Source organism: Gemelliphila asaccharolytica, from assembly GCF_001553005.1.
GTDB classification, from domain to species: domain Bacteria; phylum Bacillota; class Bacilli; order Staphylococcales; family Gemellaceae; genus Gemelliphila; species Gemelliphila asaccharolytica.
In genome coordinates, this window is sequence record NZ_KQ959864.1 from 22,128 (window position 1) to 36,338 (window position 14,211).

The following is a 14,211-nucleotide window of genomic DNA, read 5'->3' on the forward strand; positions in this document are numbered from 1 at the left end:
TACATATTAACATAATATTTAAAAATAAGCTAATTTTTATAAATTAACTTATTTTCATTAATTATTTAAAATACTTTTTATTTCATCATAAAGATTACAATTTTTTATTTTATAATTTACTTGTGTAAAATCTAAATGTTTAGTTATTTCATTAGTTTGTAATATTAAATAAGCTCCTGAACATTCTGCTGCTTTTGCTCCAGTTACTGAATCTTCTACTGCTATGCAATTTTTGATGTCTACTTTCAACCTTTTTGCTACCTCTAGATAAATATCTGGTTTTGGTTTTGCATTTTCAACATCAGATTTTGTTACTATTTCATCCACATAATTTATTATTTTATGCTCTTTTAACCCATCAACTATATGCTTTAATGTGCCATTAGAAGCTATTGCTATCTTTATATTATTGTCTTTTAAAAGTTGAAAAGTTTCTTTAATATTCGGCAATAAAGGGGTTTTTATGAATTTTTCGTACATATTTATTAAATCAATTTCCAGCAATGAAAAATCTTTTTCATCAAGATTGTAATTTTTCATTATATATCTTTTACAATTCTCAACGCTTGTCCCAGATACATTTTTTATATATTCTAATTTGTTTAATTTTTTTCCAGAATATTTCTCTACCAACTCACTCATTACTTCAAAATATGTATATTCTGTATCGACAATAGTTCCATCAAAATCCAAGATTACTGCTTCTAATTTTTTTAACATATTTTCCTCCTGTACAATATATTATTTATATTATCATCTTTAAAAATTTTTTTCTAGAAATTAATATTAATTTAATAAATAATTTTATAGTTGTTCTACCACATAATTAACACCCTTCTTGCTTTTTTAGCAAGAAGGGTGTTTGTATAAAATAGAGTTATTAATAAATAATTCTAAACTTCTCTAGTAGCCTCTTTTAACCAATTTTTCTCTTCTTCTGTTAAATAAGAAGAAATTGTTTCATATATTTTTTTATGATATTTATTTAATTCAAATTTTTCTTCTTCATTTAGCATATTTACATCTACTGCATCTAAATCCACTGGAACATATGTAATAGTTTCAAATTCATAAAATTGTCCATATTCATTTTTTACAGATTTTTTTACTAACATTTCGTTTTCAATTCTTATTCCATGTGAACCTGCAATATACAATCCTGGTTCATCTGAAAGTATCATACCTTCTCTTAGTGGTTCTTTTTCTTTAGGTCTTGTTTGCCATCTTATTCCTGCAGGTCCTTCATGAATGTTTCCTAAATATCCTACTCCATGCCCTGTTCCATGATTATAATTTTCATAATTTACCCATAATGGCATTCTTGCAAGTACATCTAAATTTTGTCCTGTTACTCCTTCTAAAAATTTAGCTCTTGCTAATTGTAAGTTTCCTTTTAGTACTTTTGTAAAATCTTGTTTTAATTTTTCGCTAACTTCTCCTATAGCTGTAGTTCTAGTTATATCTGTAGAACCTTGCATAAAATTAGCTCCTGTATCTGTTAATAAGAATGTTCCTGGAGTTATATTAATATTTGTTTCTTCTGTAGAAGAATAATGTACTATAGCCGCATTTGTTCCATGACCACAAATAGGTGCAAAACTAGGACAAATAAAATCACCTTGTTCTGCTCTAAATTGTTCTAATTTGTCAGATACACTTAATTCTGTTTCTTTTTCTATTAGTCCTTCTTTAGTTAATTTTTTTAGCCAATAAACAAATTTAGTATGAGCTACTCCATCTTTTATATGTGCTTTTATTATATTTTTCACTTCTATTTTATTTTTCATAGCTTTCATTAGCACTGTTGGATTTCTTTTTTCTACAAGATTAACTTCTTTTGGAATATTATTGTAGATTGCATAATTTAATAACTCAGGATCTACCATAACCACATCTGAATATGTAAATGTTTTAACATCTTCATATATGTCATTATATGGTTTAAAATGAACATTATCTTTTCTTAAATCTTCTTTCATTTTTTCAGATAATTTTGTTTCATCTACATACAAATCTACTTTATTTTCATATACTACTGAATAACTTAAAAGTAATGTGAAATAATCTACATCTGTTCCACGGATATTTAAAAGCCACCCATTATCATCTAGAGTTGTTATGATGTGTGCATTTGCTCCTACATCTTTCATTTCTTTTCTAACTCTTGCTAATTTATCAGCAACACTTTCGCCTGATTGTTCTAACGTTAAGGCAAATGCTTTATTTTTTGATAAAGGAGGTCTATCTGTCCATACATCATTAACCAAGTCTATATCATATTTTATTTTGGCATTTTTCTTTTTAAGTCTATTTGCTAATGTTTTTCCTTCTCCAAACATAATTACTCTTCCATCAAATCCCAAAACTCCTCCATTTGGAACATTTTCTACTATAAAGTCATCAATATTTGGAACTCCAGGTTCTAGCATTTTTTCTAAAGTAATTCCGCTCCCTTGCAATTGTTTTTCTGCTTGTAAGAAGTATCTTCCATCTGTCCAAAGTCCTGCAAAATCTTTTGTAATAACTACACTTCCTGCAGAACCTGTAAACCCACTTATGAATGCTCTTGTCATGAAATGCTTCCCTACATATTCACTATTATGATAGTCTGCTGTAGGTATTAAATAGACATCTATCCCTTCCTTTTCCATCAATTTTCTCAATTTTTCAATTCTTTCTTTTACTTTCATGATTACTCCTTATTTTTTTAAAATCTCTCTAAACTTATCAGTTGCTTTGATTAATCCATCAACAATTCCTGGTTCACCTGATGAGTGTCCAGTAGCATCTACTATATTCAATTCGCATTTATCAAGTTTTTTACTTAATTCATATGCTCCTATAGCTCTACAATCCAAATCATAACGTCCATGTACTATTATTGTTGGTATATCTTTTATTTTTTCTGCATTATTTAAAATATAATTATCATCTTCCCAGAACATATTGTTCATCCAAAAATGACATTCTATTGTCGCCATTGATATTGCATAATTTATTTCTCCAAAACTATTTTCAAGATTAGGATCAGGAAGTAAAGTTACTAAACTACCTTCCCACATACTCCAATGTTTAGCTGCAACCTCTCTCGTTTTTTGATCAGGACTTGTCAAACGTTTATAATACGCAGATATTATGTCATCTTTTTCATCATCATTAAGTATACTTACATATTTTTCAAAGGCTTCAGGTTGGAAATTATTTGCACCTCCAACTTCATATATCCAATTTATATCTTCTCTTCTTCCTAAAAATATTCCTCTTAATATTAGACCTAATGTTTTATCAGGATGTTTTATTGCATAGCATAGAGATAGGGTAGACCCCCAACTACCTCCAAAAACAAGCCATTTATCTATGTTTAAATCTTTTCTTATTTTTTCTATATCTTCTATTATGTGCCAAGTATCATTATCTTTTAAGCATGCGTGAGGGGTAGATTTTCCACTACCTCTTTGATCTAATAAAATTATACGATAAAATTCTGGATCAAAATAAGTTCTACAACTTGGAGCAGTACCACATCCAGGACCACCATGTAAAAATAAAACTGGCATTCCATTAGGATTTCCACTTTCTTCATAGTAGATTTCATGAATGTCATCTACTTTCATTTTTTTTGTAAAATTTGCTTCTATAGCAGGATAATATGTTCTTAATTTCATTTTTATCACTCCCTTTTATATATTTTCAACTATATTATAACATATAAAAACAAAAAAGTTAGTAGTTTTTTTAAATTTACCACTAACTTTTATCATTATATTATAATACAATTAACGTTCTATTAATGTTTCTCCATCTTTCAACTCTACCATTCTAGCTAAAGGTTTTTCAAAAATGAATAGTAAAGCTGCTAGAATAACTAATATTGCTGCTATGCCTATGTACACATAGAAGAAATTTTTAGTTAATGTCCATTTATAAATAAATCCATAAGATTGAGCTGAAATGAAAGTTGCTACAGTCCATACTGCCATTAAAACTGAAACTATATGAATTGGTGCGTATTTAGAAATAAATGAATTTCCTAATGGAGAGAATACCATCTCACCTAGTGATAATAATATTCCAAATACAACTATCCATAAAATACTAGCTTTTGAAGTATCTGGAGCTCCAACTCCACGTTGGATTTCAGCACCAACTAACATTAAGAATGATAGCCCTAAAAGTAACAATCCAAGAGAAAGTTTTTTATACAAACTCATATCTCCTTGTGGACGTTTAGATAATTTATACCATAATGCCCCTAAGATTGGCCCTAAAACTATACATAATAAAGCATTTTCTGAATCAAACAATGCTGTAGCCACTTGATGTCCAAAAACATTCATATTTATGTAATTTGGAGAATAATCGTAAACTGCCAAGTAAGATAAATACCAGAATGTCCAGAAAATAACTGAGAATAGAGAAATAAGTATAATAGAAAATACTCTACGTTTTTCGTATGGTGCTAAAGCTGCGTGTTTAACTTTAACTTTTTCTATTTTTTCACCTTCTTTAAATGGTCGTTTACCAACCTCACCTAAAAATCTCCATCCTATAACAAACCAAATAGCTCCAAGAAAACACATGATACCTGCAAGTTTAAAACAAGATAAATATCCCATTTTTTCTCCTGTAGCTAATGCAACATAAAGATATGCAACTGCTGTAGTACCAATAAATGATCCAACATTTATGAATGAATACTGAGTAGAGAATGCAGAGTCTTTTTGTTCATCATCATTAAATAGTCTTCCTGTAAGTGCAGAAAGGTTAGTTTTAAAGAAACCAGTTCCTATAGATACTAAAACTACCATAGAAACTACAGCACCATAAGTACCTGAATATCCACAAATTGAATATCCAATTCCCATAATAATAAGTCCTAAAGGAATAAGATATCTAGCTCCTATAAATCTATCTGCTATAAATCCTCCTATAATTGGGGCAAAGTATGTGAAAGCAACTAAATATGCTTGCATTACTCCAGCATCCCCTTTATTAATACCTAATCCGCCTTTAACCACTGCAGCAGTCAAATAAGCAAAAATTAGCCATTTTGATGCATAATATGCAGCTCTTTCAAATGAAAATGTCAAAGAACACATATAGAATGAAAACGGTCTTTTTATTTTTTTAGTTTCTGACATAAAGTCTCCTCCTTTTTTTTTAATTTTTTTTCATTATATCACGTTATTTTTATGTAAGCAATATCATTTTTTAAAAAAACTTATCTCTTAATTTAAAATTTTTGACATTTATTTTATATGATTCATAATAATTAAATACCTACAAACTTCTTTAATATCAAGCTTAAGAAATATCAATAAAAATTTTTAAAAACTTTTATCTACTAAAAAAAAAAGATTTTTTTATATTGTCGATATATAAAAATAATTTGAAAAATTTTATACTACATATCTACATATCTAACCAGAATATTTTTATAAAAACTTTTTAAAAATTATTGTTATTATAAAAAAAATAAAACAAAATCACAACTTTTAATGTATATCAGAAACATAAAAATTAATATAAAAATATCTAAAAAACCCAGTTAACTATGATTTTCTGTTATATATTAATATTAAAATAATTAATTATAGTGAATTGTAACAAATAAAATATATCTATTTATATTTAATTTTATTTTCTTATTAAATTTTATTAAAAATTTTATTACTTCTATATCTATTCTGATATTATATTATATTAATTATCAAAATATTAAGTATAAAAAAAATACATTTTATATAAAATAAGATAATTGTTTTATTACAGATATTGATATTAACTTTTAGTAATGATATAATGAAAAGGTAATCAATAATTTTTTTAAGGAGTGATCTTATGAAGAAACAACGTGTTGACAAAGTAGTTACAAAAATGAAAGAAAATGGAATAGATCAAGCTATAATAAGCGATCCATATTCAATATTTTATTTTACAGGAATTATGCTTAATCCTGGAGAAAGATTATTTGCACTAATTTTAGATGTTAATGGAAAACACACATTATTCCATAATGCACTATTCCCTATAGAACAAGACTTAGGTATAGAAAAAGTAACATTATTTGACACAGATTGTCCAACAGAAGCTTTATCTAAAAAATTACCTAAAGGTTCTACTGTAGGAGTTGATAAAGCCTTAGTTGCAAGATTTTTACTTCCATTAGTAAATAAATTAACAGAAAATAAATTTACTGATGTATCTCAAATAGTAGATAGAATACGTATGGTTAAAGACGAAGAAGAAAAAGAACTAATGAGAAAAGTTTCATTATTAAATGACAAAGCATGTGAAAAAGTTATCGCATCTCTATCTAAAGATAAAACAGAGTTACAAGTTGTAGAAGATTTACTTGCTATTCATAGAGAGTTAGATATTGATGGTGAATCATTCGCTCCAATTATAGCTTATGGAGCAAACGGAGCTAATCCTCATGGAGAACCAGGAAAAAGATATCTTAAAGAAGGTGACTCTATAATCATAGATATGGGTGGAATTAAAAATAATTACTGCTCTGATATGACTAGAACAGTATTTTACAAACAACCTAGTAAAAAAGCTAGAGAAGTATTTGAAATAGTTCTTGAAGCTCAAAAACGTGGTGTAGCTGCTGTAAAACCAGGAGTAAGATTCTGTGATATAGACGCTGCTTGTAGAGATTACATTACAGAAAAAGGATATGGAGAATATTTCACACACAGAACTGGACATAATATAGGTCTTGAATGTCATGAATATGGTGATGTTTCAGCAACTAATACTAACGTTGTAGAACCAGGTATGTGTTTCTCTGTAGAACCAGGTATTTATATTCCAGGAGAATTTGGTGTTCGTATAGAAGATATAGTAATGGTAACAGAAGATGGAGTAGAAAATCTAAACAAATTTAATAAAGAATTTGTAGTTATAGGAGAATAATTTTATTAAAAAAAAGATTACTAGCAAGGTATCTTGCCAGTAGTCTTTTTTATTATTACTAAATTTAATATCTAAAATTTAAATTATTTGTTTATAAAAACTTTATTAAGAAAAGTTTCTATTTGTTGCCAATATTCTTCATGATATTTTTTTTCTGCCTTACAATGTTTTGCATCTTTAAAAATATGAATATACTTTTCAGAATTTAATAATTCATATGCATTCTTTCCATTTTCTAATGGAACATATCCATCATCATCTCCGTGTAATATTAATGCAGGAATTTTATTTGATTTCAATGCTTCTGTTGCGTCAACATCAGAAAAACTATATCCTGCCTTAAATTTAGTTACTAAGCTAGATAATGGAATTACAGGATATTTAGGTAGTGAAAATAACTTTTTCAATTGATAAGTAAATTCTTCTTCTAAATTTATATATCCACTATCTTCTATAAATCCCTTAACATTTTCTGGTAATCCTTTATTTAAAGAATTCATCGTAGTTGCCGCTCCCATGCTCATACCAAATAGCACTATATCTGGATTATTATTTTCACTAGATATTTTTTTTGTCCAATTTACTAAATCACTAGAATCATACCCTCCCATAGAATATGCTTTCCCTTCACTTTTTCCATGTCCTATAAGATCTGGTGCAAAAACATTATATCCTCTATCATAAAATCCTCTTATATAAGTTGAAGCTATTTTTGCACTATTAAAAAATCCATGAGTTACTACTACCCATTTTTTCTTATCTCCTACATTTTCTTTATGAACAAATTTATAACCTTTTAATTTAGCACCAGTTACAGACACCATTTCCATTTCATTTTTATTTTCATCAAACCAAATTCTATCTTCTTCTTTTCTAGGATCTTTGATTCCATCATCGTCCTGATTAGAAACACCTGTTTTACTTACTTTTGGGTTAAGTGCAAAATTATAAAAATAATCTCCTGTAAACCACCCGCCCAATAATATAATAATTACAAATATACTTAAAATTCTTTTTTTATATTTTTTTAAAAATCTCATTATTTTCTCCTAATTATATTTAATACTTTGTTATTATATATAAAAAATACATAAAAGTAAATAAAAAAGTTTACTTTTATGTATTTTTATTATTTTTTCTTCTGTTTTTAAAAATATAATTTGTGAAGTAGACTAGATTTAAAAATACTAATATCAATAGTCATTTTTTTAAAAACACCTATTATATAAATATATTTAAAATTTATCAAAAATTCTTCTATAATACTATTTTACAACTACATTTAAAGTTATACTTCCAGATATATTAGCTGGTTGAGAATAATCTCCAAAAGTATTATTATAATCTTCTAAACACATAGAATATTTTTTTGAAATTTTTGTTTGTGTAAGATCTAAAGTTATCTCTATTTTATCATTTGAAAATTTAAGATCTTTATTTTTATTTTCTCCTCTTTCATCTCCTGCATCTTCTACAAAATTTCCATCAAAACCTTTTAGAGGATTATCTATAGTAATTTTATTATTCACTATATCTGTTTTTTTAACACTTATGTCTATAGATAAATTTTCAAAACCTATAAGTCTTATCTTATCTTCGTCAAAACTTGCATCTACTTTATCTCTTATAGCAAAAGTTTTTAACCATTCAAAATCTTCTTTTGTTATATTAGAAACAAAAAGAGTATTAATCCCTTTTAATTCTTTAACTATATTAAAGTAATCTTTTGGCAATTTTTTACATTTATCTATATATAGTCTATGAAGATTAGGAAGTTTTTTTAATATACTTATATCTTTTATATTAGTATTTCTAAGATGAAGTGCTTCTAAATTTTTAAGTTTTTCTAAAAAACTAATATCTTCTATAGGGTTATCCCTTAAATAAAGCGTAATTAAATTTTGACAATTATCCAGATTATTTCCTACACTTTCTATTTTATTATTATCCAGGTCTATCCTTTCAAGATTTTTCATTTCTTTTATACTAGAAATATCAGAAATTTCATTATCTTCAAAACTTAAAGAATTAAGATCTAACCCTTTAAGTGAATTTAAATTTTTTAAGTCTGTATTAGTTATTCGTACATCTTTTAAATTTTTATTATTTGAAAAATCTATTTTTTCTAATTTTTCTTTATTATCATGTTTATAATCTTGATTAGCATAATAAAATTTTTTTAATTTAGGAGTATTTTTTAAAAATGAAAAATCAGTTACTTCTCTTTTTAATTTCCCATTATTTAATAATACGCTGAACTCTTCCAAATTTTCTGCATATTTTAAAGGTTCTATAAGCTCATCTGTTACATTTTCCTTACTTATAGAAAAAGTTTTTAACATTTTAAAATCTTCTTTTGTAAAATTTTTATCTAATTTTGGTTTTTTATCTTTGGTAAAGTTTTTGTTAGCATCATCTGTTAAATATTTATATTTTTTATCAAATTTATTATACTCATTAAACAATGCAAAGTAAAATTCTTTTTGTTTATCAGTTAAACTTAACTTTTCATCTTCTTTTTTAATATTTAAAATTATATTTTTTAAAGTAATATTTTCTTTTGAGTAATCTCCGTAAAATGGAAATTTATTAGTAAATTCTATATTTATATTAAATTTCACTTGTTTTTGTTTTAGGATTTCATCATCTAAAGTTACTTTTAAAACATTTTTATCTTTATCAAATTCCGCTTTGATATCTTTATTATCAGTAGTTAAAGTGATTTTTTCTCCTTCTTTTCTTACATCTTCTATATTAAATGGATTTTCTATTTCAAAAGTTTTTTCCTTTACATCTATTTTTAAATTACTTTCTATTTCTTGATTTCCTAACGTTGACGTAGTTAATTTTTTAAAATTTTTCAAGATAGAAAAGTCGATAATATTATTTTTATCAATATAGAGTTCTTTTAAATTTGTTAAATTTTTTAAAGTTGATATATCAGAAATTTTATTTTCTCCTGCTGTTAAAGATTCTAAGCTGACTAACTCTTTTAGAAAATCCAAATTACTTATGTTGCTATCTCTTAATGCTAAAAGTCTTAAATTTTTGAAATTTTTAATTATGTCTGGATTTTCTACATTATTTTTTGAAATATCAAGGCTTTCTAAATTTTTTAATGTTTTTAATGAACTTATATCTTTTATTTTATTATGTGAAAGATATAAGTGTTTTAAATTTGATAATTCTTTTAACATACTTATGTCTTCTATATTATTATGTGAAAGTCTTAGTAATTCTAAGTTTTTCAAGTTTTTTATAGGAGCTAAATCACTAAATGACCCTTTTGAATAATAAATTTTATTTTTAAAATCTTCACTTCCTTCTTCTGGAATATTTCCTGATGAAATTGTCAATTGTTTTAAATTTTTAGCTTTTTCAAGTCCTACTATACTTTTAAATTCATATGGGTGTTGATCAAAATTTTCATCCACAGTAAACCCTCTAAGAGCTAACGCCTCTATCTGCTCCAAATCTTTTTCATAAAGTTCAGTAGCATTTTTATCTATTCTATAGTTAGGGTCTTTTAGTTTAAATTCATATTCTCCCTCAATTGTATCTGAAAGTCCATCTTTTCCATCATAATTTTTAAACATCGTTAAGAGGGTGTTTTTTAAATTTTCATCTTCAAAAACTACTGCTTTTTCTTCTACTTTTTTATTAATTTTTACTCCACTATCAAAAGAATCGTCAGCTAATTTTACATCGCTATTAATACTTATTTCACCTATTTTATTTTCTTTAAATGCTCCTTTTTTAATTTCTTTTACAGATTTTGGTATTTCTACTTGTGTTAATTTATTAAGTCTAAATACTCCATTTTCTATTGTAGTTATTGTTTTAGGTAATTTTAATTTTTTTATATGGTTATTAAAGAATGCTGCTTCCCCTATTATTTTTACATTATCCGGTATTTCTAAATTTTCTATTTTATTTACATAAAGTGAGCCATATCCTATTTCTTCTAATTTATCATGAAAAATTACATTTTTAATTTGGTTTGCTGCAAAAACAAGATGAGGTAATTTTTTAGTAGCTTTTGGTATCTTAACTTCTTTTAACCTATTGAATTGGAAAATTTCCCCTTCTTTTAATAAAACATCGTCAGAAAGGTTTAAGCTACTTATTGCATTTGTATAAAATGCTTTATTTAAGATTTCAGTTTTTCCTTTTACTTCAAGACTTTCCATACCATTAAAAGCAAAAGCACTTTTTCCTATTGTTTTTACATTTTCTGGTACTGATAGATTTTTAATGCCATTAGATGCGAAAGCTCCTTCTGATATAATTTCTACACTTTCGGGAATATTTATCTCTGTTATTTTATTTGATGTAAAAGCACTTTTTCCTATTGTTTTAACTTTTTTAGGAATATTTATTCCAGTCAAATTATTATTTTGTAAAATTTCATCATTGATTTCTCTTAAATCTTTTGGTAAATCTACTTTAGTTAAATTATTATCTGCTAAAGCTCCTTTTTTAATTTCTTTTATATTTGTTAAGTCAATAGCTGTAAGTTTATTATTTCTAAAAACATTTTCTTCTAATATTGTAAGTTTTTTAGGTAATTTTATACTTACTAAATTATTACTATTAAAAGCATTTTTCCCTATTTTTTCTAGACTTTCTGGTAAAATTACTTCTGCTAGGGAGTTATCAGCAAAAGTTTCCTCTCCTATCACTTTTACTCCTTCTGGAATTTTTACTTTATTTAAACCTTTAGATTTAAAAACAGGATCTCCCGGTAAATCCCAAATATGTTTTGGCGAAGGTGCTTCTATTTTTTCTACTTGCACTCCTCCAATTGTTTTTGGTATTTCTATATTGAAGTCACTACCTTTATAAGCAGTAATAGTTTTTGTATTTTTATCAAATTCAAAATCACTTTCTTTGGGAACTACATAGTCTTCATTTTGTTTAACATTTGTTTTTATTCCATTATCGAAAGCGTTTGGTCTATATTTTGCAGAAGTGTTTTTAAAGTTTACTTCTGTTAGATTATTATTAGCAAATGCTAGATTAGCAACAAATTTTACTTTTTCTGGTATTTCTACTTTTCCTTTTAATTTATTTTTGTAAAATGCCTTTTCTTTTATTTCTGTTACAGATTTTGGAATTATTATAGACTCTAATTCATTTCTTTCTAGTAATCTTCTAGGAATTTCTGTCATAGTTTCTGGTAAGGTAAAACTTTTAAGTTTATTTCCCATAAATGCTCCTGCTCCAAACTTATCTAAAGTTTTTGGAATAGTTAATTTTTCAATTAAATTTTCTGCAAAAGCTCCGCTTCCTAAACTTTTTATAGTAGTTGGTAAAACAAGCTCACTTATTCCATTACTCATAAAAGCTTGTTCTCCAATTGTTTCTACTCCCTCAGGAATTACTACTGAATTTAAACCCTTATTGTTAAATGCCCACTCTCCAATATGTTTTACTTCTACCCCTCCAATAGTTTTTGGTATTATAACATCTTTTTGCCCATTATATGCATAATCTGTTATGGTTTGAGTAGTTTTATCAAAGGTAAAATCACTTTCTGGATTTGCAGTTATATCCATATATTCTGCAGTTATAGTCGAACAAGTATCAAGATTATAAGTGAAAATATTTTTGGTCACTTGTCCTAAAGCATTAAATTCAACATCTTTATTTGTTTGTTTATCAAAGTATTTTACCATTAAGGATTTCAATGTTTTTCCTTTTGGCGGTTTTATTTGTACTTGATACTGTGTACCTTTTTGCATTTTATTAGAATTTGGAGATATTAAAGTAAGTCCCTCTCCTACAAGTTCAAGTTCTGAAAATCTTTCATAACCTACTCTTACTTCTGTATTTTCATTAACCTCCAACTCATAAGTGTATTCATATTTATGCTCACCTACTTTTTTTTCTTTTAAATCAGCTGTTACATCTTTATCGTTAATTGTTAAAAATTGTGGTCTATATTTTGCATCTGGCGATAAAGTCAACGTTACTTTTGTCCCTTTTTTAATTTTTCCAGTTACATCTGATTTAATATTACTTCCATTTAGTTCTAATAAAACTTTTTCATCTTTTTTTTCTTTAATATTAAATTTTACATTATTTAAATTCCATTGCCAGCCATTATATTCGAGTTTTAAGTTTGTAATTACTTCTTTATTTTTATTTTGTTCTAAAAATTCATCACTAAAGTTAAAATTAAATTCATTTTTTTCTACATCGTAACTTGCTTCTATACCTTTTTTATCTGTAGTTATATTTGTAAAAATATTAACATCTTCATCAGCTTCAAAAGCGTCTTTTAATTTAATTCCAAATTCTTTAATACCAGTAAATGGAGATTTTACTTTAACATTGTTATTATTTACTTCAACTTCATTATCTAAACTTACAGTTTGCCCAAAGAAACCACAACTTCCATTTGCTTCATTAAGTTGTTTAGCTATCATTGGAGTTATAAAGTCTGCTATCTTACTATAATCACTCACTTTATTCCCTGAGAAATCTAAATCTTTTAAGTTAGAAAAGTTTAAAATAACATCAACATTGCTTATATTATTTGCTGAAACATCTAAAAATGTTAGTTTTTTCAAATCTTTAAGACAAGATATGTCTGTTATACCACCACTCGATACTTTTTTTCCATCTACTTTTGTTTGTTTAACATTAAAATGTAAATCCAGCCCTGTAAGATTTTCAAGTCCTGCAAGTGGTGTTACGTCTGTAATCAAGTTATTATAAAGTTTTAAAAACTCTAATTTTTTTAAATCTTTTAGTGCACTTACGTCTGTAATTCTATTTCTTTGAATTTCAAGATATTTTAATTTTGTTAAATTTTTAAGTGGAGTTATATCAGAAATTTCATTTTCATTAATCTTTAATTTTTCAAGATTTTTAGCATATTCTAGTCCTTTTATACTTTTTATTCCACGACTTACCATAAATTTAAAATCTGCAGTGTCTTTTAAATTTTGAGGTGTTCCCAAAATTGATTCATTAGCATTTTCACTAAAATCTGCACTTCCATCTTCTTTTAAGAAAATAGATAATTCTTTTAAATTTTCCATTTCTTTTTTTGTTACTTTTTGCCCATCAGCTCTATCTTTGCTTATATTTTTATTTATTACTTTTAAAAGCTTACTATCTTCTATATCTACATATTCTTCTTTTACTTTATCATTTATGCTAGGATAATAATTATTTATCCATGCCCCGTTTTCATCTACCCTATAACCATCTGGTGTTGTTGTGTTTGTGAGCATGCTTCCGTTTGAAGAGACATAGTATGTTCCGTCTATCCATGTATCA

7 protein-coding genes are annotated in these 14,211 nt (G+C 26.1%); 1 reads left to right on the forward strand and 6 read right to left on the reverse strand.

The features are described from left to right. Window positions 1–57 precede the first annotated feature (57 nt). From HMPREF1871_RS02360 to HMPREF1871_RS02375, 4 genes are all read right to left on the reverse strand, one after another. Window positions 58–720, reverse strand: coding sequence for an HAD family hydrolase (locus HMPREF1871_RS02360; protein WP_066129579.1), 663 nt, complete (start codon window positions 718–720; stop codon window positions 58–60). 173 nt (window positions 721–893) lie between these two features. After that, window positions 894–2,690, reverse strand: a complete 1,797-nt coding sequence (locus HMPREF1871_RS02365) for an aminopeptidase P family protein (RefSeq protein WP_066129581.1) — start codon at window positions 2,688–2,690, stop codon at window positions 894–896. A 9-nt stretch (window positions 2,691–2,699) separates the two neighbouring features. Continuing rightward, entirely contained in the window at window positions 2,700–3,665 is a 966-nt protein-coding gene (gene pip / locus HMPREF1871_RS02370; RefSeq protein ID WP_066129583.1) for a prolyl aminopeptidase, read from the reverse strand. 111 nt (window positions 3,666–3,776) lie between these two features. Further along, window positions 3,777–5,141 (reverse strand): peptide MFS transporter, encoded by a 1,365-nt coding sequence (locus HMPREF1871_RS02375; RefSeq protein ID WP_066129586.1) that lies wholly within the window; start codon window positions 5,139–5,141, stop codon window positions 3,777–3,779. 700 nt (window positions 5,142–5,841) lie between these two features. On the opposite strand from HMPREF1871_RS02375, the gene HMPREF1871_RS02380 reads away from it, so the two are divergent. Beyond that, a complete protein-coding gene (locus HMPREF1871_RS02380; protein ID WP_066129589.1) occupies window positions 5,842–6,921 on the forward strand; it encodes a M24 family metallopeptidase in 1,080 nt (359 codons plus the stop codon). Between the two features lie 83 nt (window positions 6,922–7,004). Here the strand turns inward: HMPREF1871_RS02380 and HMPREF1871_RS02385 are convergent, their stop codons facing one another. Together HMPREF1871_RS02385 and HMPREF1871_RS02390 are read right to left on the reverse strand one after the other, a co-directional pair. Then, on the reverse strand, window positions 7,005–7,961 hold the full coding sequence (locus HMPREF1871_RS02385) for an alpha/beta hydrolase (protein ID WP_066129592.1): 957 nt from the start codon (window positions 7,959–7,961) through the stop codon (window positions 7,005–7,007). A gap of 225 nt (window positions 7,962–8,186) precedes the next feature. Continuing rightward, window positions 8,187–14,201, reverse strand: a complete 6,015-nt coding sequence (locus HMPREF1871_RS02390) for a leucine-rich repeat protein (RefSeq protein WP_269746038.1) — start codon at window positions 14,199–14,201, stop codon at window positions 8,187–8,189. Window positions 14,202–14,211: the final 10 nt, after the last annotated feature.

Excerpts from the sequence above, each read along its gene's own strand:
- HMPREF1871_RS02385 (WP_066129592.1), bottom strand. The coding sequence starts at position 7,961 with ATGAGATTTTTAAAAAAATATAAAAAAAGAATTTTAAGTATATTTGTA.
- HMPREF1871_RS02375 (WP_066129586.1), bottom strand. The coding sequence starts at position 5,141 with ATGTCAGAAACTAAAAAAATAAAAAGACCGTTTTCATTCTATATGTGT.
- HMPREF1871_RS02380 (WP_066129589.1), top strand. The coding sequence starts at position 5,842 with ATGAAGAAACAACGTGTTGACAAAGTAGTTACAAAAATGAAAGAAAAT.
- HMPREF1871_RS02360 (WP_066129579.1), bottom strand. The coding sequence starts at position 720 with ATGTTAAAAAAATTAGAAGCAGTAATCTTGGATTTTGATGGAACTATT.
- pip (WP_066129583.1), bottom strand. The coding sequence starts at position 3,665 with ATGAAATTAAGAACATATTATCCTGCTATAGAAGCAAATTTTACAAAA.
- HMPREF1871_RS02365 (WP_066129581.1), bottom strand. The coding sequence starts at position 2,690 with ATGAAAGTAAAAGAAAGAATTGAAAAATTGAGAAAATTGATGGAAAAG.